At 64.9% G+C, this 20720-nt stretch carries 15 protein-coding genes and 2 tRNA genes; 11 read left to right on the top strand and 6 right to left on the bottom strand.

Translation table 11 applies throughout. The features are described from left to right. Window positions 1-981: DUF2272 domain-containing protein (locus tag IT472_RS11850; protein ID WP_297181787.1), on the top strand; the 981-nt coding region annotated here is incomplete at its 5' end. 5 nt (window positions 982-986) lie between these two features. On the opposite strand, the gene IT472_RS11845 is transcribed toward IT472_RS11850, so the two are convergent. Beyond that, window positions 987-1394: a hypothetical protein gene (locus IT472_RS11845; RefSeq protein ID WP_297181785.1), complete on the bottom strand. Its 408-nt coding sequence runs from the start codon at window positions 1392-1394 to the stop codon at window positions 987-989. A 9-nt stretch (window positions 1395-1403) separates the two neighbouring features. Here IT472_RS11845 and folD point away from each other — a divergent pair, with 9 nt between their 5' ends. The 6 genes from folD to orn all read left to right on the top strand — a co-directional run bounded on the left by folD (window position 1404) and on the right by orn (window position 10020). Further along, the gene (folD, locus tag IT472_RS11840; protein ID WP_297181783.1) at window positions 1404-2267 is read left to right on the top strand and encodes a bifunctional methylenetetrahydrofolate dehydrogenase/methenyltetrahydrofolate cyclohydrolase FolD; all 864 of its coding nucleotides are present in this window, start codon (window positions 1404-1406) and stop codon (window positions 2265-2267) included. Window positions 2268-2409: 142 nt separating this feature from the next. Further along, window positions 2410-3870, top strand: a complete 1461-nt coding sequence (guaB, locus tag IT472_RS11835; RefSeq protein ID WP_297181781.1) for an IMP dehydrogenase — start codon at window positions 2410-2412, stop codon at window positions 3868-3870. A 128-nt stretch (window positions 3871-3998) separates the two neighbouring features. Then, window positions 3999-5558 (top strand): glutamine-hydrolyzing GMP synthase, encoded by a 1560-nt coding sequence (gene guaA / locus IT472_RS11830; RefSeq protein WP_297181779.1) that lies wholly within the window; start codon window positions 3999-4001, stop codon window positions 5556-5558. Beyond that, window positions 5549-6016 (top strand): tRNA adenosine(34) deaminase TadA, encoded by a 468-nt coding sequence (gene tadA, locus IT472_RS11825; RefSeq protein ID WP_297181777.1) that lies wholly within the window; start codon window positions 5549-5551, stop codon window positions 6014-6016. Before guaA ends, tadA begins: the two co-directional genes overlap by 10 nt. A gap of 373 nt (window positions 6017-6389) precedes the next feature. Further along, a complete protein-coding gene (locus tag IT472_RS11820; protein WP_297181776.1) occupies window positions 6390-9335 on the top strand; it encodes a ligand-binding sensor domain-containing diguanylate cyclase in 2946 nt (981 codons plus the stop codon). Window positions 9336-9450: 115 nt separating this feature from the next. After that, the gene (gene orn, locus IT472_RS11815) at window positions 9451-10020 is read left to right on the top strand and encodes an oligoribonuclease (RefSeq protein WP_297181774.1); all 570 of its coding nucleotides are present in this window, start codon (window positions 9451-9453) and stop codon (window positions 10018-10020) included. Between the two features lie 48 nt (window positions 10021-10068). On the opposite strand, the gene IT472_RS11810 is transcribed toward orn, so the two are convergent. From IT472_RS11810 to ppsA, 5 genes are all read right to left on the bottom strand, one after another. Next, complete coding sequence (locus IT472_RS11810; RefSeq protein WP_297181772.1) at window positions 10069-13188, bottom strand: CusA/CzcA family heavy metal efflux RND transporter; 3120 nt, start codon at window positions 13186-13188, stop codon at window positions 10069-10071. 1 nt (window position 13189) lies between these two features. Then, window positions 13190-14665, bottom strand: a complete 1476-nt coding sequence (locus IT472_RS11805) for an efflux RND transporter periplasmic adaptor subunit (RefSeq protein ID WP_297181770.1) — start codon at window positions 14663-14665, stop codon at window positions 13190-13192. Then, complete coding sequence (locus IT472_RS11800) at window positions 14662-15954, bottom strand: TolC family protein (protein WP_297181768.1); 1293 nt, start codon at window positions 15952-15954, stop codon at window positions 14662-14664. Before IT472_RS11800 ends, IT472_RS11805 begins: the two co-directional genes overlap by 4 nt. Window positions 15955-16053: 99 nt before the next feature. Then, window positions 16054-16458, bottom strand: a complete 405-nt coding sequence (locus tag IT472_RS11795; RefSeq protein ID WP_297181766.1) for a hypothetical protein — start codon at window positions 16456-16458, stop codon at window positions 16054-16056. An 82-nt stretch (window positions 16459-16540) separates the two neighbouring features. Then, window positions 16541-18910: a phosphoenolpyruvate synthase gene (ppsA, locus tag IT472_RS11790; protein ID WP_297181764.1), complete on the bottom strand. Its 2370-nt coding sequence runs from the start codon at window positions 18908-18910 to the stop codon at window positions 16541-16543. Between the two features lie 69 nt (window positions 18911-18979). Between ppsA and IT472_RS11785 the strand changes: the two genes are divergently transcribed. The 4 genes from IT472_RS11785 to IT472_RS11770 all read left to right on the top strand — a co-directional run bounded on the left by IT472_RS11785 (window position 18980) and on the right by IT472_RS11770 (window position 20611). Beyond that, on the top strand, window positions 18980-19801 hold the full coding sequence (locus IT472_RS11785) for a pyruvate, water dikinase regulatory protein (RefSeq protein ID WP_297181762.1): 822 nt from the start codon (window positions 18980-18982) through the stop codon (window positions 19799-19801). Between the two features lie 102 nt (window positions 19802-19903). Continuing rightward, window positions 19904-20389 (top strand): DUF1249 domain-containing protein, encoded by a 486-nt coding sequence (locus IT472_RS11780; protein WP_297181760.1) that lies wholly within the window; start codon window positions 19904-19906, stop codon window positions 20387-20389. Window positions 20390-20433: 44 nt separating this feature from the next. Continuing rightward, window positions 20434-20509 (top strand) — tRNA-Ala (locus IT472_RS11775). A 26-nt stretch (window positions 20510-20535) separates the two neighbouring features. Then, window positions 20536-20611, top strand: a tRNA-Glu gene (locus IT472_RS11770). The last annotated feature ends 109 nt before the right edge of the window (window positions 20612-20720 follow it).

Here is a 20720-nt window from a genome sequence, read left to right as displayed (position 1 = left end):
TGGGCAGGCAATCCCTGTCCTGCGCTGGAGCAACAGCAGGCCGACCCGATGGTGGCCACGCGCATCGCTGCAATCGCCTGTGCCGAGAACCAACGCTGGAAACAGCCATTCATCGACAGCCAGGGTCGGCTGGCCAGCGCCAGCATCTACGAGGCGGAGAACAGTGGTCTGGCGGATGGAACCTCGCCGTGGCGGCGGGTGGCGTACTACTGGCAATCCAGCGGCTTGCTGGGCTCGGTGGCCCAGCGTCCGGGGGCGATGGACTGCAATTACGCAACCGGGAACTCGAACTACCAAGGTATGGGCTGCCGTGGCTTCGTGATCGATACACCCTGGTCGGCTGCCTTCATCAGTTGGATCGCCGAGCGCGCCGGCATTCCCGGCTTCACCCTGTCCGCCAGCCATTACGATTACGTGCGTGCGGCTCGCGCAACTCCGGGGCGAAGTCCTTACGACTATGTTGACCCGCGCACTGCACGCCTCGCGGCAGGTGACCTGCTTTGCTACGTACGCACAGGCCGCATCTATGGCCCCGAAGGGCTCGCTGCCCTGATCGATCGCGGCGGGGCAGCGGGCTTGCCGATGCACTGTGATTTCGTGGTGGGTACCGACGATGGCCATGCCTACACCATCGGCGGCAACGTTCAACAGGCCGTCACCCTGCGCGTGCTCGACATCAATGCCGCCGGCCAGGCTTGGCCCCTGCCTCAGCGAGGGCAGGACAGCATCGCCTGTTCCCCGGACCAAGCAGCAGCCTGCAATTTCAACCGCCAGGACTGGGCGGTCGTGCTCAAGCTCAAGCCACAGGAGGCCTTGGCAAGAATCGGGCCGGTTGCGCCCAGGCTGTTCGGATCGCAACCCATGCAGCCGCAGTGTTGCGTCAATTGCGTCGTGGGTTCGGGCGTGCCGCGCTGCCCCGCGCCCGGGTCGGTTGCACCGCGAACGGACTCCGATCCCGATCCCGTCCAGGGATCGGAATGACCGGATCAGCCGGGAACGTCGTCCTTTTTGCGCGGACGCGGCTTGGATCGCTGGTCAATCTGCACGCCCAACACGGTATTGCAATGGATGCAAGTGAAGCAGAGGCAACGCGCCTTGCTGTTGCCTTCAACGACCCCAACCGTGTTTTCCACGTTGACGTGCAGCACCCGCTTCCCGCATTTCGGACAGAGCCCCTGGATCGCCATAGGTACCTCGGACTGCCTGCTGACGGCCGACGGCTGGTGAAGAGGCAGGGACGGCACACCGACGCCTGCCCCGGCGCGGATTCGGCCCCGCCCCGCACCGGGTGTCGCTGCCGCTAACGTACACTGCTTCGCGGCATCCGTCACCGCTTCCGTCGCGACCGCATGCTGACCGCCCAGTGCGCGATAATGGCCAAATTCCGCAAGCATGCGTACCGGATGACCGCCAGAATTCTCGATGGGAAACGTATTGCCGCTGTCCTGCTGGACAGCCTCAAGGCCAGGATTGATGCGAGGCTCGCGGCCGGCAAGGCTCGGCCCGGTCTTGCGGTCGTACTGGTGGGCGAGGACCCGGCCTCGTCGGTCTATGTGCGCAACAAGCGGCACGCGGCCGAGCGCGTGGGGATCGAGGCGTTTGATTTCGATCTTCCCGCAGGCACCAGCGAATCCGAATTGCTGGCCCTGATCGACCGACTCAACGCCGATCCAAGCATCCATGGAATCTTGGTCCAGCTGCCGTTGCCTGGCATCCGCGATGCCAGCGCCCTGATCGAGCGCATCCATCCCAGCAAGGACGTCGACGGGTTCCATCCCCAGAATGTCGGCCACCTGGCACTACGCCAGTTCGGCTTACGCCCCTGCACGCCGCGCGGTATCACCACCTTGCTGGCATGGACCGACCGCCCGGTGCGCGGCCAGAACGCCACCGTCGTCGGCGTCTCCAACCACGTCGGGCGACCGATGGCGCTGGAACTTCTGATCGCCGGCTGCACCGTCACCAGTTGCCACAAATTCACCCCGATGGACGTGCTCAAGCGCCATGTCGGCGAGGCCGACATCTTGGTGGTCGCCGCCGGCAGACCTGGACTCGTCCCCGGCGCGTGGGTGAAGGAGGGCGCAGTGGTGATTGATGTTGGCATCAACCGGCTGGACGACGGCCGGTTGGTCGGAGACGTCGGTTTCGACGAAGCCGCCCGGCATGCCAGTTGGATCACCCCGGTGCCGGGAGGGGTCGGTCCGATGACCGTCGCCACCCTGATGCAGAACACACTGGAGGCGGCAGAGCTGGCGGATCTTGGTTGAATCACCCGCTGTCCTTGGCGATGCGACTGCCCATGATTCGCCTGCAGCCGTGCCTGATGCGCCCAGCGCACTGTGACTGCCCCGAAGTGGGAAGGAAAAAACAGTACAATGACTGGCTTCCCCACTTCCCATGGGACTGCCGATGCTCCGCATTCAGGCTGAAGCACTGACCTACGACGACGTTTCCCTCGTCCCCGCGCACTCCAGCGTCCTGCCCAAGGACGTTTCCCTCGAAACCCGGCTGACCCGCGATTTGCGCATCCGCCTGCCACTGGCTTCGGCGGCGATGGACACCGTCAGCGAAGCGCGCCTCGCGGTGGCAATGGCACAGTTGGGCGGCATCTCGATCATCCACAAGAACATGACCGCCCAGGCCCAGGCGCAGCAGGTCGCGTGGGTCAAGAATTTCGAAGCCGGGGTGATCCGTGAACCGTTCACCGTCGGTCCCGACACCAGCATCGGCGAGGTGCTCAAGCTCACCCGCGCACGCAATATCTCCGGCGTGCCGGTGGTGGATGATTCAGGCCAGCTGGTCGGGATCGTGACCGGCCGCGACATGCGCTTCGAGAAGAAGCTCGACGACCCGGTGCGCCATGTGATGACCAAGAAGGAAAAACTGGTCACAGTCAAGGAAGGCGCCAGCGACGATGAGGTGATGGGCTTGCTGCACAAGCACCGCATCGAGAAGGTACTGGTGGTCAACGACGCGTTTGCGCTGCGCGGACTGATCACCGTCAAGGACATCCAGAAGAAGTCCGACAACCCGAATGCCGCCTACGACAGTCATGAGCGCCTGCTGGTTGGTGCGGCGGTCGGCGTGGGTGGCGACACCGAGCAGCGCGTGGAAGCGCTGGTGGTCGCCGGGGTGGACGTGATCGTGGTGGATACCGCGCACGGGCATTCACAGGGCGTGATCGAACGGGTGGCGTGGGTCAAGCAGCACTTCCCGCAGGTGCAGGTGGTCGGCGGCAATATCGTCACCGGCGACGCGGCATTGGCCCTGATGGATGCTGGGGCCGATGCGGTCAAGGTGGGTGTGGGTCCGGGTTCGATCTGCACCACGCGCGTGGTTGCAGGCGTGGGTGTGCCACAGATCACCGCGATCGACATGGTGGCCACGGCGCTCAAGGACCGCATCCCGTTGATTGCCGATGGCGGCATCCGCTATTCCGGCGATATCGGCAAGGCGCTGGCGGCGGGTGCGTCCAGCGTGATGATCGGTGGGCTATTCGCCGGCACCGAAGAATCTCCTGGCGAGATCGAACTGTTCCAGGGCCGCAGCTACAAGAGCTACCGCGGCATGGGCAGCCTTGGCGCGATGGAGAAGGGCAGCAAGGATCGCTATTTCCAGGATGCCGCCGACGCCGACAAATTGGTGCCGGAAGGCATCGAAGGTCGGGTGCCGGTGCGTGGTCCGCTGTCCGGCGTGGTGCACCAGTTGATGGGCGGGCTGCGCGCCACCATGGGCTATGCCGGCTGCGCCACGATTGAAGACATGCGCAGCAAACCGGCGTTCGTGAAGGTGACCGGGGCAGGGCAGCGAGAAAGCCACGTCCATGACGTGCAGATCACCAAGGAACCGCCGAATTACAGAGCGGGGTGACTGCGCTTTCCTCTCCCTCCGGGAGAGGGCGGCGCGAAGCGCCGGGTGAGGGTTCGCTTTCACCGGGCATCCCGATGAACCGTACCCGCACCCCCAACCCCTCTTCCGGAGGGAGAGGGGAGGAAAGCATGACCAACATCCATTCCGACAAACTCCTGATCCTCGACTTCGGCGCCCAGTACACGCAACTGATCGCCCGCCGCATCCGCGAGATCGGCGTGTACTGCGAGATCTGGGCCTGGGATCACGACCCTGCCGAGATCGCCGCGTTCGGGGCCAAGGGGATCATCCTGTCGGGCGGCCCGGAATCGACCACCGAGGCCGGTTGCCCGGCCGCACCGCCGCAGGTATTCGACGCCGGCGTACCGATCCTCGGCATCTGTTACGGCATGCAGACGCTGGCCTTGCAATTGGGCGGCGCAACCGAAGCCGGCAACCAGCGCGAGTTCGGCCATGCCGCGCTCGAGGTGATCGCCGACGACGCACTGCTTGCCAAGGTCGTCACCGACACGGCGCTGCGCAACGTGTGGATGAGCCACGGCGACCATGTCGCCAAAGCGCCGGAAGGCTTCACTGTCACCGCCAAAACCGACCGCCTCGGCATCGCCGCATTCGCCAATGACGCGCGACGCATCTATGGCGTGCAGTTCCATCCGGAAGTGACCCACACCGCCGCCGGCGAGGCGCTGCTGCGCCGCTTCGCGGTCGACATTTGCGGCTGCGCCACCTTGTGGACCGCGGCCAAGATCATCGACGACCAGATCGCACGGGTGCGCGCGCAGGTGGGTGATGACGAAGTCATCCTCGGCCTGTCCGGTGGCGTGGATTCGTCGGTCGTTGCCGCGCTGCTGCACAAGGCCATCGGCGACCAGTTGACCTGCGTGTTCGTCGACACCGGCCTGCTGCGTTTCCAAGAAGGCGACGCGGTGATGGCCATGTTCGCCCAGAACATGGGTGTGAAAGTGGTCCGCGTCAACGCCGCCGAGCGCTATTTCAAGGCGCTGGAAGGCGTGGCTGATCCGGAGGCCAAGCGCAAGATCATCGGTGGTCTGTTCGTCGAAATTTTCGATGAAGAATCCGCCAAGTTGAACAATGCAAAGTGGCTGGCACAGGGCACGATCTACCCCGACGTGATCGAGTCGGCCGGTAGCAAGACCGGCAAGGCGCACGTCATCAAGAGCCACCATAACGTCGGCGGTCTGCCCGAGGACATGAAGCTGGGGCTGGTGGAGCCACTGCGTGAGCTGTTCAAGGACGAAGTGCGCCGATTGGGTGTGGCACTGGGTCTGCCGTGCGAGATGGTCTATCGCCATCCGTTCCCCGGCCCCGGCCTTGGCGTGCGCATCTTGGGCGAGGTGAAGCCCGAATATGCCGAACTGCTGGCCAAGGCCGATGCAATCTTCATCGATGAATTGCGCAAGGCGGATCTGTACGACAAGACTTCACAGGCGTTTGCGGTGTTCCTGCCGGTCAAGTCGGTGGGCGTGGTCGGCGATGCCCGCGCCTACGAATGGGTGATCGCCCTGCGCGCGGTCGAGACCATCGACTTCATGACCGCGCACTGGGCGCATCTGCCGTATGACTTCCTCGGCACCGTATCCAACCGCATCATCAATGAACTGCGTGGCGTGTCACGGGTGGTCTACGACATCAGCGGCAAGCCACCGGCAACAATCGAATGGGAGTGATGGTGTCGTCCGAGGAACAGTGGATGCGACACGCCTTGGCGCTGGCCGAACGTGCCCGCGACGAAGACGATGAAATCCCGGTCGGTGCGCTGGTGGTCGATGCCGACGGCAAGGTCATCGGCGAAGGTTGGAATCGCAACATCACCGACCACGACCCTTCCGCCCACGCCGAAATCGTGGCACTGCGGCGGGCGGGGCAGGCCGTCGGCAACCATCGGCTGATCGGCTGCACCTTGTATGTCACCCTGGAACCTTGCGCCATGTGTGCGATGGCCATGGTCCATGCCCGCATCGTGCGGGTGGTGTTCGGCGCGTTCGATCCCAAGACCGGTGCGGCCGGCAGTGTGTTCGATCTGCTCACCGATCCGCGCCACAACCATCGGCTCGAGGTGACGGGCGGTGTGCTGGCCGACGCATGCGGCGCATTGCTCAGCGGATATTTTCGCGGCAAGCGGTGATTCGGAAAATACGACGCGCCAACTGTTCAAGGCTGTGCCGAACAAGTCCCTCCTGGACGTGTCAGCACACGCCGCATCCGGTGCAAGACCGGACGCATCTCACCCCCGACTAAATTCAGCCTTGCCTAAATAGGGAACGTTGATTTCATCAGGGTGCGGCCATGATGAATCGCCTCGGACGTGTTGTTCGAAATCGGTCTCTTTCGGGATGGAGTATCGATACCAACCGGGTATGATGGGATCAGACCGAGACATTGAGGAATCGCATTACATCAACATCGGCGGCGGCTTCGCGGCTGATGGTTTCAGCAAGGCCAGGAGCATTTGGGGAATGCACGGGGTGCCTGCAACCAGGGTTTGGAGCATCAGGTGGGTGCGTCTGCATCTGCTGCTGTTCGCTTGGCTAGTGTCGCTTCCGGCCAACGCAGTTGAAAAACCAATTTCCGCGTTCTACCGGGAAATCTGGACGACCCGCGAAGGCCTGCCGCATAACCAAGTCAACACCATCACCCAGACACCCGACGGCTATCTCTGGCTGGGCACTTGGGATGGACTGGTCCGCTACAACGGGTTGGAATTCCAGACCTTCGACCGCGGTAACACTCCGATACTGCGGGACAGTGCGATTCGCTCCTTGTCCTCGACCGCGGATGGCACGGTGGTCGTCGGCACGTCCCGCGGCGGGGTTGCGGTGTTGCGCGGCAACCAATGGACGATTTTCGGCATTGCCCAAGGCTTGGCCCAGGATGAAGTCCTGGATGCGGTGCTCGATCGTGGCGGGCGTCTCTGGGTGGCCACGGAAAGTGCAGGCATCTCCCTGCTGGACCACGGCAAGGCAACGCAGTTCAACGCCGCCAATGGCATGCCCAGCGACGTGGTGTACGAATTGCGTGAAACCTCCGATGGCAGCATCTGGGCCGGGACTTCGGCAGGGCTGGTGCGGTTCCGCCATGGACGGATGCAGGTCATGCCAGGAAGTTCGGGACTGCCGGACGCCCCCGTCTTCGTTGTGGTTGAGACCCGCTCCCGGGGCCTGCTGGTCGGCACCGAACAAGGGGTCTACCGGCAAGTGCCAGGCTCCGAGCGCTTCGAGCGCCTGTCGCCACTGCTGCCGACGGATGGCGTGCCAAGTCTGTCCGAAGACCACGCCGGGAACCTCTGGATCGGCACCGTCAACAATGGGTTGATGCGACTGTCGGCTACAGGCGTGGACCGCTTCACCAGTCAGCGTGGCCTGCCCAACAACCGCGTGCCCTCCTTGCTGGTTGACCGTGAGGGCAGTATCTGGGCTGGTACGAATGCCGGGCTGCTGCAACTGAGTGACGCGCCGTTCGGCACCTGGAACATCGACCAAGGTCTAAGCGACGACTACGTGCGCACGGTCTACGAGAGTCGCGACGGCGATGTCTGGATCGGCACTGGCCGTGGCCTCAACCTGTGGCGGGACAACCGCGTCGTCGCGAACTACACCACCCAGGACGGACTGCCCAGCGACTCCATCCTCAGCCTGCTGCAGGCGCAGGACGGCAGCCTGTTGGTCGGAACCTACACCGATGGCGTGCTGCGGATGCGCGATGGCAAGGTGGTTGAGCGTTTCAACACTGGCAATGGCATGCCGGGCAGCAACCAGATCCGCGCATTGGCGGAAGCGACGGATGGATCGATCTGGATCGGCACCAACCGCGGCTTGGTGCGCTGGCACCATGGAGAGTACAAGCGATTCGGCTTGACGGAAGGGCTGCCGCGTGAATTCATCCTGTCCTTGCACCTCGCACGTGATGGCAGTCTATGGGTTGGTACCTCCGATGGCGTTGCGAGGATCGTCGGCGAGAACGTCCACGCCCTCGACCTTGGCAACATCAATGCCGCCAAGGATGTGTTCGGATTCAGCGAGGATGCCGATGGAACCCTGTGGATGGCCACGGATCGTGGCTTGGTTCGCTACCGCCGTGGGCATCTGGCGGGGCTGGGGATTGCCAATGGCATGCCCATCGACACCCTGTTCGCCGTGGTCGACGACGGCCTCGGATACTTCTGGCTGACATCCAACCGCGGCGTGATCCGAGTCAAGAAAACCGACGCAAACGCGGTCCTTGACGGTCGCCGCAGTCGAATCGAGTTCGATCAACTGGGCGAGGCCAATGGCATGGTCAGCGCCCAGTGCAATGGCGGATCCGGCCCCTCCGCCATGCGCGACAGCAAAGGCCGAATCTGGGTCGCCACGGCGCGCGGCGCGGCCATGGCATCGCCTGCCAGCCTGCATGCCTACCGGCAAGCATTGCCGCATGTCGTACTGGAACAGATCCGAGTCAACGACAGGCCTATCGCCCCGGGCCATCCATTGCGATTGCCGGCGGGAACCAACACCCTGGAATTCCGCTATGCGGCCATCAGCTTCCTGATGCCACGGTTCCTGCGCTACCGGCAGCGCCTGCTTGGCGAGGACGCCGGGTGGGTGGAACGCGGCACCATGCGCAGCGTTCAGTACACCAACCTTCGTCCGGGACATTATCGGTTCGAAGTGGGCGTGTCCGCACCTGGGCTGGGACAGGGTTGGAGCACGGACAGCACGGCCATCGACATCGATATCCAGCCGCACTTCTGGCAACACTCCTGGGTCATCACCGCGGCGATGATCATGGGGCTGCTCGGCCTGTGGGCCTTGGTGCGGTGGCGGACAACCCATCTGCGGCGACGTGCCGTCCAGTTGGAAGCGTTGGTCGAACTGCGAACTTCCGATCTCAAACAGCATGCCGAGCGCTTGCGCGAATCGGACCTGGACAAATCGAGGCTGCTCGAGAAGCTGCAGCAACAATCAATCGCCTTTGAACGGATGGCGCTGGAGGATGCCTTGACCGGGGTCGGCAATCGACGCAGCCTGGACACCCAGTTGCAACAGGCTTTCGATCGCGCCTTGCGCGGCCAGCGCAGCCTGTGTTTTGCGCTCTTCGATATCGACCATTTCAAACAGGTCAACGATCAGTTCTCACACGCCGCGGGCGATCAGGCGCTGATTGCCGTTGCCAAGGCACTGCATGACGCTCTCGATGGCGCTGGGGTCCTGGCGCGCTGGGGTGGCGAGGAGTTCGGGGTCCTGTTCGAACGCATCCCGCTGGCACGTGCCATCGAATTGTGTGAAACCATGCGTAAGCGCGTCGAGGCCATCGATTGCGGCGATTTTGCCCCTGGATTCCGATTGACGGTCAGCGGTGGCGTAGCAGAGATCGGCGAAGCCCAGCGCTTCGAATCGCTGGTTGCCCGCGCCGATGCCTTGTTGTACGAGGCCAAGCGCGGTGGCCGCAACAGGATCTGCAGCTGATCCTCCGATCTTGCCGGCCATGTCCGCACCTCAAGCCTGCATGCAACTGGAGGGTTCGGGATGGCACCCTGCCTGCATCTGGGTATGATGAGGCAGGGCCGTCAACCGCAATGCCATGAACACGGATGTTTCCAAAGACCGATTGATCTGGATCGACCTCGAAATGACCGGGCTCGACACCCAGTCTGATGGCATCCTCGAGATCGCGACTGTCGTCACCGACGGCCAACTCGAAATCCTCGCCGAAGGTCCGGAGTTGGCGATCACCCACCCACTGGCCACGCTGGAGGCGATGGACGACTGGAATCGCAACCAGCATGGCAAGTCCGGCCTCTGGCGGCGCGTGCTGGAAGAGGGCGTACCACTGGCCGACGCGGAAGCGCGCACGCTGGCCTTCCTGAAGGAATGGGTTCCGGCCAACGCTTCGCCGATGTGCGGCAATTCGATCTGCCAGGATCGCCGCTTCATGGCGCGCCTGATGCCATCACTCGAAGCCTATTTCCACTACCGTAACCTCGATGTCAGCACGATCAAGGAGTTGGCGCGGCGCTGGGCGCCAGCGGTCCACGGCGGTTTCCACAAATCCGCCGCGCATACTGCCTTGAGCGATGTGCGCGACTCCATCGATGAACTGCGTTATTACCGAGCCCACATGGGAGCGCTGGCGGGGCTGACTGCGCCCTGACATCAGGACGCACCACCCGTGCACTTCGGCGTGAGGTTCGATGGGCCGTCAGTCGGCAGGCGGTCCTCCGCGCAGTTTGACCAGCGCGTAGATGACCGGAATGACCACCAGCGTCAGCACGCTGGATGACACTATCCCGCCGACCATCGGCGCGGCGATCCGCTGCATCACCTCCGAGCCAGTGCCATGATTCCACATGATCGGCAGCAGGCCGGCCATGATCGCCACCACCGTCATCATCTTCGGCCGGACCCGATCGACCGCACCGCTGACGATGGCGCGATGCAGGTCGGCGGCGGAGAATGGCCGTCCCTCGGCCGCGCACCGCGCCTTGGCGTCCTGCAGCGCGTGGTCGAGGTAGAGCAGCATCACCACCCCGGTTTCCGCAGCCACCCCGGCCAGCGCGATGAAGCCCACCGCCACCGCCACGCTGAGCTGATAGTCCAGCAGCCACAGCAACCAGACCCCACCCACCAGCGCGAACGGCACCGACAGCATCACGATCAACGATTCGGTGATGCGCCGGAAGTTGAGGTAGAGCAGCAGGAAGATCAGCGCCAGCGTCACCGGCACCACCACCTGCATGCGTGCCTTGGCCCGCTGCAGGTATTCATACTGGCCGCTCCAACTGATCCAGGTGCCTGGTGGCAGCCGCACCGACTGGGCCACTGCTGCCTGCGCGCGCCGCACATAGGTACCGAGGTCGCTGTCGCGTGTGTCGACGTAGATATACGCCGCAAGCTGGGCGTTCTCGGTGCGGATCGACGGCGCACCCCTGCGGATGGCGAGCGTGGCCAGTTCGCCCAGCGGCACCTGCGCGCCGTCCGGCGTGGCCACCAGCACCTGCGAGGCGATCTGTTCCGGGGTGTCACGCAGTTCGCGCGGATAGCGCACGATCACCCCGAAGCGTTCGCGGCCTTCCACCGTGGTGGTGACCAACTGGCCGCCCAGTGCGCTGGCGACCACGTCCTGTACTTCCCCCACTGACAGCCCGTATCGGGCCAGTTGGGGAAGTTCCGGCGTGATGTCGAGGTAGTAGCCACCGGTCAGGCGCTCGGCGTAGGCGCTGGTGGTGCCAGGCACCTTGCGCACCGCGGCTTCGATCTCGCGCGAAATCTGCTCCAGTTGAGACAGACTGTTGCCGAACACCTTGATGCCGACCGGTGTGCGGATGCCGGTCGAGAGCATGTCGGTGCGTGCCTTGATCGGCATCGTCCACGCGTTGGCCACGCCGGGAAACTGCAGCGCGGCGTCCATCTCCGCGATCAGCCTGTCCACCGTCATGCCGTCGCGCCACTGCGTTTCCGGCTTGAGGTTGATGGTGGTTTCGAACATCTCCATTGGCGCCGGGTCGGTGGCGGTCATTGCGCGGCCTGCCTTGCCGAATACCGACTCCACCTCCGGGAACGACCTGAGGACGCGATCCTGCTGCTGCAGCAACTTCTGCGCTTGCGTCACCGACAGACCGGGCAGGGTGGTGGGCATGTACAGCAGGCTGCCTTCGTTGAGCGTGGGCATGAATTCGCTGCCCAGACGTGACGCCGGCCACAGCGATGCCAACAGCACCAGGCCGGCCACGCCAAGGGTGAGTACACGGTGTTTCAGCACCCCGTGGATGACTGGCCGGTACAGCGCGACCAGCAGGCGGTTCACTGGGTTCCTGTGCTCGGGCACGATTCGGCCGCGGATGAACAACAGCATCAGCACCGGCACCAACGTGACCGACAGCAATGCACCGCCGGCCATGGCGAAGGTCTTGGTGAACGCCAGCGGCTTGAACAGGCGGCCCTCCTGGGCCTCCAGCGCAAACACCGGCAGGAACGAGACCGTGATGACCAGCAGACTGAAGAACAGCGCTGGACCGACTTCTCGGCAGGCTTCGACGATGATCCGTGCGCGCGGTGTGCTGCCATCATCGCGCTCCAGGTGCTTGTGCGCGTTCTCGATCATCACGATGGCGGCATCCACCATCGCGCCGATGGCAATCGCAATGCCGCCCAAGCTCATGATGTTGGAGTTCATGCCCAACGCACGCATGGCGATGAACGCGATCAGCACCCCGACCGGCAGCATGACGATGGCCACCAGAGCGCTGCGCACGTGGAACAAGAACAGCACGCAGACCAGCGCCACGATCAGGCTTTCCTCCAGCAGCGTGGTGCGCAGCGTGGCGATGGCTCGGTCGATCAGTTGCGAGCGGTCGTACACACTGCGGATGCGCACGCCCTCCGGCAGGCCGGACTGGAGCGCCTGCAGCGTGTCCTTGACCGCATGGATGACGGCGCGTGCGTTCTCGCCGTAGCGGGCGATGGCGATGCCGCCCACCGCCTCGCCTTCACCATCGAGATCGGCGATGCCGCGGCGTTCGTCTGGCACCAGTTCGACATTGGCGATGTCGCGCACCAGCACCGGCACCCCGCCATCGGCCTTCACCACCAGCCCCTCGATGTCGTCGATGCCACGCAGGTAACCGCGCCCGCGCAGCATGTACTCGGTTTCCGCCAATTCCAGCGAACGCCCGCCGACATCGCGATTGCTGGCCGCGATCACTTCGCCCACGCGCTGCAACGGGATGCCGTACTCGCGCAGCTTCAGCGGGTCCACGGTGACGGAATACTGGCGCACGAAGCCGCCGAGGCTGGCCACCTCGGCCACCCCGTGGCTGGCCGTGAGCGGGTAGCGGACGAACCAGTCCTGCATGGCCCGCAGTTGGTCCAGCGAATGGTGCTTGCTCTCCAGCACATATTGGTACACCCAGCCGACGCCGGTGGCATCCGGTCCCAGCGTCGGCGTCACGCCGGCGGGCAGTTGGCGGCCGGCTGCGCCCAAGTACTCCAGTACCCGCGATCGCGCCCAGTAGATGTCGGTGCCGTCCTCGAAGACGACGTAAACGAACGATGATCCGAAGTAGGAGAACGCACGCACCACTTTGGCTTTGGGTACCGCCAGCATGGCGGTGGCCAACGGATAGGTGATCTGGTCTTCCACCACCTGCGGCGCCTGACCCGGCGCTTCGGTGTAGATGATGACCTGCACGTCGGACAGATCCGGCAATGCATCCAGTGGCGTGTGCGTCAGCGCGTGGATGCCCGCGCCGGTGAGTGCCAGCGTGAGCACAAGCACCAGGAACACATGCCGTGCCGACCACTCGATGATGCGGGCAAGCATGTCAGCGCTCCCGGTCCGACATATCGTGGTTGGCATGCGGATCCGCCTTGGGCGGCGGCATCTCATGATCGGCATGTGGATCGGGCTTGGGCGCCGCAGGCATCACATGGCCTGCGTGTGGATCAGGCTTGGACGCCGTTGGCATCGCGTGCTCCGCGCGCGCGCCATCCGCCGCAGGCATGCCATGCCCGATCATGTCGTGGGCACCCGTGTCGTGTGCGGGTGCCGCAGGCTGCGCGGTCGCCATGCCCTGCAGGGCGGCGCGCAGATTGCTTTCGGCATCGATCAGGAAGTTGCCTTCCACCACCACGCGCTCGCCTTCGTGCACGCCGTCCAGCACCTCGACGCGGTCGCCGCTGCGCAGGCCGGTGGTGATCTGCCGCGGCGCGAAGCGGCCAGGCGCCACTTCGATCAGCGTGAGTTGGCGCTGCCCGGAATCGATCAATGCCGAGCGCGGAATGGTGAGCGCCTCGTGGCCGCTATCGCCGATCAAATCCACCGTACCGAACAGGCCCGGCCGCAGGCGACTGTCCGGGTTGGGCAGCGCCACGCGCACCGCCAGCGTCCGCGTGGCCGTATCCAGCACGGGCTGCAGGAAGCCGACCTGTCCAGCGAACACTTGGCCGGCCAGCGCCGGCGAGGTGAAGCGGGCGTGCTGGCCCAGCCGCACCCTGCCGATCTGCGTCGCCGGCACGTTCACCGTCACCCAGACCGTGGACAGGTCGGCCAGCCGCAGGAGGGTGTCGCCCGCGCCAAAACGCGCGCCTTGGACAACGGGCTTTTCCACGATCACGCCGGCGACCGGCGCGGTGATGGCGAGGTTGCCCGGCTGCAGGTGGGCCAGGTGTTCCAATTGGCCGGCATCGATGCCCCAGTTCAACAGGCGGCGTCTGGCGGCGTCGCGCAGGCGCTGCATCGACTGCAGGCTGGCTGCATCGCCGTCGCGCAACTGGCGCAACGCTGCGTCGGCCAAGCGATAGTCCTCCTGCGCCGCCAGCAGTTGCGGGCTGTATACCGTCGCCAGGATCTGGCCGCGCCTGACCGCCATGCCGGTCTGGTTGGCCTGCAGGGATGCCACCCAGCCATCGAAGCGTGGGGCGATCACGTGCTGCCGGGTTTCATCGACGACAATCGTGCCGCTTGCCTGCAAGCCAGGATCAAGCCGCTGCCGTCGCACCGCTTCGGTGCGCACGCCCAAGGTCTGGATCTTCTCCGGCGACAGCACCACGATGCCGGGCGCGGCGTTGGCCTCATCCTCGGCGTAGACCGGAATGTAGTCCATGCCCATTTCATCCTGCTTCGGCACCGGCGAGGTGTCGGGCAGACCCATCGGGTTGCGGTAATACAGCGGCTTGCGCGCTTCGGGCGCTGCGGCGGTGGCGGGCACGGCTGGTTTCGACAGCCGACCCAGCACGATGCCGCCGCCGAGTACGACGACCACGCCGGCAGCGATCAGGAGTCCGTGGTGACGGTTCATGGCATGTCTCCTTCGAGGGCGCGCACGCTGGCGGCGCCAAGCAGTTCGTCGCGGGTGGCATCGAGCTGCGCACGCCGTGCGTCCTGCCATTCGGCCAGGGCGTCGAGCAGCGCATTGAAGTCCACGTCGCCAACCTGATAGCTGGCCAGCGCGGAGCGGTAGTTGGCTTCCGCCTGTGGAATCTGGGTGGACGCCAGCAGGTCGCGCTGGCGCTGCGCGCTGCGCCACTGCGCCCACGCGATACCCAGCTGTCCGCCCAGGGCGGTCTGTTGCGCCTCGACGCGTGCCAGCGCCGCCTCTTCCAGCTGCCGCGCTTCGCGCTCACGCGCAGCCAGTGCGCGACGCTGCAAAGGCAGTTCCACCTCCAGCATCAGTTCGTAGCCGTCGATACGATGGCCGCGTTGCATCGCGCCGACGCCCACCGAGATGTCCGGCCAACGTTCGCGCTGGCGCAGGCGCACGCCGTCCTGCGCCGCCTCCGCCTGCGCACGCGCCGCTTGCAGGGCGGGGTGGCGCCCGTTGTCGAGCCGAGCCAGCGCATCGCCCAAGCTGGCACTGGCCACCGCCAACCGCGGCGTCTGCAGCGCGGGTGCGAGCGGCGCATCAGCACGTCGGCCCATCAGCAAGTTCAGCTGCATGCCGGCCTCACTGCCGGCCTCTTCGAGGGCGATGCGCTCACCGCGAACGCGGGTGGTCTGCACCTGTGCGCGAATGGCATCCTGCTGCGGCACCATACCGAGGGCATAGCGCACGCCAGCGATGTCTTCCAGCATCTGCAGCAGGGCGATCTGCTCGTCGAGCAGCCGCAGCGCTTGGCCAGCATGCCAGTAGCGCACGTAGGCGGCTTCGACCTGCGCCAGCAGGTCCAGGGCGGCCGCTTCGCGCCCGGCGTCGACGGCATCGGCGTTGCGTTCGGCGATTTCCCGCGCCAGTCCACGCTTGCCCCAAAGCGGGATGCGTTGGCGCAGCTGGTAGCTGGTGCTGCCGACGTTGGCCGGCAGCAGGCTGGGATGACTGGGCGAGATGCCTTGCAGCGAGATGCCGACCGTGGGATTGGGCAGGCTACCAGCGACGACGGCCTGCGCCCGCGCGGCCTCGATGTCTGCTTCGCGGGCACGTAGCTCCGGGTTGTGCTGCAGCAACCAGGTGCGGACGGACGCGACGTCGGCGCCGGGAGGGGCATCGTCGAGCACGCTGGCCGATGTTGAGAACGCGAGCAGCAGGCAGGGCAACAGCAGCCAGCCTGCAGGGACGATGCGCGGGGCATCGGTGAACGGAGGGAATCGCATGTTCGACCTCGATCAGGCCCGTGGAACCGACACGACGGCGCGCGCGGCACGACAGCGGCGATGCGCACGGGCATCACCGCCAGACGCGGGGATCGGGGCTCAGATCAGCAGCAGTGCCGCGGGATGCGCGGTTGGTCGATGCCAAGCAATGGGCGGCGGCGAATCCACCCGACGCAGTGTCGCCGGCTCGCGCGGGGTCAAAGCGGATGCGAAGCCGGGCACCAGCGCAGGCAGAGCCGGCAATGCCGGCACCCGCGGTGTGTCGGGACTGGGCACGTCCTGATCGCAATGCGCGACGCACAGGCCAGTGTCATTGCCTGGCGGTGCCACTTCATGGCAGTCGCCACCGTCGTGGCCCACCATCGACATGGCATGCGCGACCGGTGGCGGCAGTTCCGCCGCGCACATCGCATGCCACGCAAGCGCCGTCTGCGACCACAGCAGCGCCAGCATCGCGACAAGCGCGATGCGAAGGCGAAGCGGACGACGACGGAACGGATTCATGTGCGATGGGTGGGCGAAAGGCGTGGGCAGGACGCGCAGCCAGTGTCGACCTTGCCCTGGGGCAAGGTCAAGCCGCAAGCCTTCAGTGCTTGGCTTTCGCCAGCGCCAACCAGGTATCGACCACGGTGTCCGGGTTCAGCGAAACCGATTCGATGCCTTGCTCCATCAACCACTGGGCAAGGTCCGGATGATCGGAAGGCCCTTGCCCGCAGATGCCGATGTACTTGCCCTTGGCGCGTGCGGATTGGATCGCCATCGACAGCATCTTCTTCACCGCCGGGTCGCGCTCATCGAACAGGCCGGCGACGATCGCGCTGTCGCGGTCCAGCCCGAGGGTGAGCTGGGTCATGTCGTTGGAGCCGATGGAAAAGCCGTCGAAGATGTCGAGGAATTCGTCCGCCAGCAGGGCATTGGACGGGATTTCGCACATCATGATGACCTTCAGCCCATGCTCGCCCTGGACGAGATCGTTCTCGCGCAGGACCTCGATCACCTTGCGGCCTTCCTCCAGCGTACGCACGAACGGGATCATCACCCAGACGTTATCCAGGCCCATCGTCTCGCGCACCTTCTTCACCGCCTGGCATTCCAGTGCGAAGGCCGCCTTGAAGCTCGGGTCGACATAGCGCGAGGCGCCACGGAACCCGATCATCGGGTTTTCTTCATGCGGTTCGTACTTGCTGCCGCCGAGCAGGTTGGCGTATTCGTTCGACTTGAAGTCGGACAGGCGCACGATCACCGGCTTGGGTGAGACCGAGGCGGCGATGGTGGCGATGCCTTCCTTCAGGCGCTCGATGTAGAACTCCACCGGCGAGGCGTAGCCGGCGATGCGGGCGTCGATCCTGGCCTTGGTGGCGGCGTCCTGGCGGTCGTATTCCAGCAGTGCATTGGGATGGATACCGATATGGCTGGCGATGATCATCTCCAGCCGCGCCAAGCCAATGCCGGCGTTGGGCAGCATGCCGAAGTCGAAGGCGCGCTCCGGGTTGGCCACGTTCATCATGATCTTCAGCGGCGCCGGCGGCATGTTGCCCAAGTCCGTCGTGGTGCGCTCGAAGGGCAGGGCACCGGCGTAGATGTAGCCGGTATCGCCCTCGGCGCAGCTCACGGTCACCGGGTCGCCGTCCTGGATGGTGTCCAATGCGTTGCCGGTGCCGACCACGGCGGGTACGCCCAATTCGCGGGCGATGATCGCGGCGTGGCAGGTGCGGCCACCGCGGTTGGTGACGATGGCCGCAGAGCGCTTCATCACCGGCTCCCAGTCCGGATCGGTCATGTCGGCCACGAGTACGTCGCCGGGCTGCACGCGGGCCATGTCGTCGAGGCTACGCACCACCCGCGCCACGCCGCTACCGATCTTGCTGCCGATGGCGCGCCCCTCGGCCAACACCTTGCCGCGTTGCTGCAGGGAGTAGCGTTCGATCTGGGTGGCGTGCGCGCGCGACTTCACCGTTTCCGGGCGCGCCTGCAGGATGTAGAGCTTGCCGGTGTGGCCGTCCTTGCCCCATTCGATGTCCATCGGGCGACCGTAGTGCTGCTCGATCACCAGCGCCTGCCTGGAAAGCTCCTCCACGTCGGCATCGCTGATCGAGAACCGGTTGCGCAGGTCGGCCGGCGTCTCCTCGGTGCGCACGCGCTCGCCGGGGACGTCGGAATACACCATGCGCAGCTGCTTGCTGCCCAGGCTGCGGCGCAAGATCGCCGGCTTAGCTTGCTGCAGGGTCGGCTTGTAGACGTAGAACTCGTCCGGATTGACCGCACCTTGCACCACCATTTCGCCCAAACCAAAACTTGCGGTGACGAAGACCACGTCGCGGAAGCCGGATTCGGTGTCGAGGGTGAACAGCACGCCGGAAGCGCCCACGTCAGAGCGCACCATCAATTGAATGCCTGCGGACAGGAACACGTCTTCATGGGCGAAGCCGTGGTGGACGCGATAGGCGATCGCACGATCGTTGTAGAGGCTGGCAAAGACTTCCTTGACCTTGTGCACTACGTCATCGGCACCGGTCACATTGAGGAAGGTTTCCTGCTGGCCGGCGAAACTGGCATCGGGCAGGTCTTCGGCAGTGGCCGAGGAGCGCACGGCTACCGCGATGTCGGCGGCGCCCGAGTCCGCGCACAACTTGGCGTACGCACGGCGGATATCGGCATCCAGCTCCGGTTGCAGCGGGGCATCGATCACCCAACCGCGAATTTCGGCACCGGCGCGGGTCAGTGCCGGTACGTCTTCCACGTCAATCTGGCCCAGCTTGTCGTAAATGCGGGCGTGCAGATTGTTGTGGGTGATAAATGCCTTGAACGCGTCGGCAGTGGTCGCAAACCCACCCGGCACCGACACGCCGAGACCGGACAGCTCGCCGATCATTTCACCCAGCGAGGAGTTCTTGCCGCCCACCTGGGCGAGATCGGACAGGCGCAGGTCGTGCAGCCAGAGGACATTGCGGGTCAAGGCGGGCTCCGTGGGGGCAGGGGCGCTGGAAGTCCGCTATTTTAACCTGCACGCCGCCGAGGAATGCCGATGACACCCGTTCGCCCCGTGTTCTACGTGTCCGATGGCACCGGCATCACCGCCGAAACCATCGGCCACAGCTTGTTGACCCAGTTCGAGGGCCTGCGCTTTTCCACCGACCGCCTGCCGTTCGTGGACACGCTGGACAAGGCACGCGAGGCCGCGGCCCGCATCCGCGCGGCCGGGGAGGCCAGTGGCCTGCGTCCGGTGGTGGTCAATTCCTGCGTCGAGCCGGACCTGAACCGCGCGCTGGCGGAAAGCGGCGCATTGATGCTGGATGTATTCGATCCGTTCATCTCGCCATTGGAAAAAGAACTGGGCCAATCGCGCTCGGCCTTCATCGGACGCGCCCACGGCATGGTCGATTTCGAGACTTACCACAAGCGCATCAACGCGATGAACTACGCCCTGACCCACGACGATGGGGTGAAGCTGGATTATTCCGACGCCGACCTGATCCTGGTGGCGGTGTCGCGCGCTGGCAAGACGCCCACCTGCGTCTATCTCGCGCTCCAGCACGGGGTGAAGGCCGCCAACTATCCATTGACGCCGGACGACCTCGACGCCGAGCGCCTGCCGGACAAGCTGCGCCAGTACCGCAGGAAGCTGTTCGGCCTGACCATCGACCCGATCCGCCTGCACCAGATCCGCCAGGAACGGCGCCCCGATTCACGCTATGCCCAACTCGACACCTGCAAGCGTGAGGTTGCGCAGGCGGAAGCGCTGTTGCGTCGCGAGGGCGTGGAACTGCTCAGCACCACGCATGCGTCGATCGAGGAGATCGCCAGCCGAGTGATGGAATACCTCGGCATCAATCGCGAGATGTACTGAAGCCCGAGTGCCCGAAAATTGCGGCAAGCCCGCCCAAGCTAGGCGCGAACCGGTCCGGCGTCAATCCTGCCGCAACCCACGTTTGCTGTGTAGCATCGAGCCATGCCCAACGCATTGGCCCTTCGCTGTCCACTCCCGCAACTCAGTCGCCTTGGCTGGTTGATGGGGCTGTATTCGGAAAACCATGCGCGCTTGGTCAGGCTGTTCGAGCCTCTGGACCTGGCGCGCGGGCATTACCTCTCACAACCCGGCAACGGCCCTGACCTGTGCCTCGAAGTCATCGAACGGCATCCCTTCACGCTTGATCTCCGCATGAGCTACGGCATGACCGATCCAGAAACCGGATTGCCCGACCCGTCCGCCAACCTGCGGCTGTACCGCGATGCCAGGCAGGTGGAGGCGACCCACTGTTATGCAGGTCGGCGCTGGCAGGACGTGGTCGGGATGAACGCGACGCCAAAGCGCATCCTCGACCACCGCCTGCGCATGAACACCTTTCTCGGCAAGTGGCTGCAATACCTGGCCGAACAGGGGCACGGCGTGGCGACGCTGCGACGGATTTCGAAACCATCCACAATCGGTGCTTGACCGCGAACCGGAATGTCCGGAAAATGGCCGTCTTTCCAGCCCGTGGGGCCATAGCTCAGCTGGGAGAGCGCCTGCATGGCATGCAGGAGGTCGCCGGTTCGATCCCGGCTGGCTCCACCACATCACTGCAACATCGTTTTCGGCCTGTCCCCATCGTCTAGAGGCCTAGGACACAACCCTTTCACGGTTGCGACCGGGGTTCGAATCCCCGTGGGGACGCCACATCAAAGCCCGCGCAAGCGGGCTTTTTCGTTTCAGAGTGACGGGGATGAGAACCCCGGAGGGGTTCGATCCATCCGCGCAGCGGATGCACACCTTCGATGCACGGCAT

This window comes from Thermomonas sp. (assembly GCF_020850895.1).
GTDB lineage: Bacteria > Pseudomonadota > Gammaproteobacteria > Xanthomonadales > Xanthomonadaceae > Thermomonas.
The sequence above is the reverse complement of the archived record's forward strand: the minus strand, read 5'-3'. Positions and strand labels throughout refer to the sequence as shown.

Coding starts and splice junctions, on each gene's coding strand:
- IT472_RS11780 (WP_297181760.1), top strand. CDS start 19,904: ATGCCCAACGCATTGGCCCTTCGCTGTCCACTCCCGCAACTCAGTCGC.
- IT472_RS11810 (WP_297181772.1), bottom strand. CDS start 13,188: ATGCTTGCCCGCATCATCGAGTGGTCGGCACGGCATGTGTTCCTGGTG.
- tadA (WP_297181777.1), top strand. CDS start 5,549: ATGGGAGTGATGGTGTCGTCCGAGGAACAGTGGATGCGACACGCCTTG.
- IT472_RS11785 (WP_297181762.1), top strand. CDS start 18,980: ATGACACCCGTTCGCCCCGTGTTCTACGTGTCCGATGGCACCGGCATC.
- IT472_RS11795 (WP_297181766.1), bottom strand. CDS start 16,458: ATGAATCCGTTCCGTCGTCGTCCGCTTCGCCTTCGCATCGCGCTTGTC.
- guaA (WP_297181779.1), top strand. CDS start 3,999: ATGACCAACATCCATTCCGACAAACTCCTGATCCTCGACTTCGGCGCC.
- orn (WP_297181774.1), top strand. CDS start 9,451: ATGAACACGGATGTTTCCAAAGACCGATTGATCTGGATCGACCTCGAA.
- IT472_RS11805 (WP_297181770.1), bottom strand. CDS start 14,665: ATGAACCGTCACCACGGACTCCTGATCGCTGCCGGCGTGGTCGTCGTA.
- IT472_RS11845 (WP_297181785.1), bottom strand. CDS start 1,394: ATGCTTGCGGAATTTGGCCATTATCGCGCACTGGGCGGTCAGCATGCG.
- guaB (WP_297181781.1), top strand. CDS start 2,410: ATGCTCCGCATTCAGGCTGAAGCACTGACCTACGACGACGTTTCCCTC.
- folD (WP_297181783.1), top strand. CDS start 1,404: ATGACCGCCAGAATTCTCGATGGGAAACGTATTGCCGCTGTCCTGCTG.
- IT472_RS11800 (WP_297181768.1), bottom strand. CDS start 15,954: ATGCGATTCCCTCCGTTCACCGATGCCCCGCGCATCGTCCCTGCAGGC.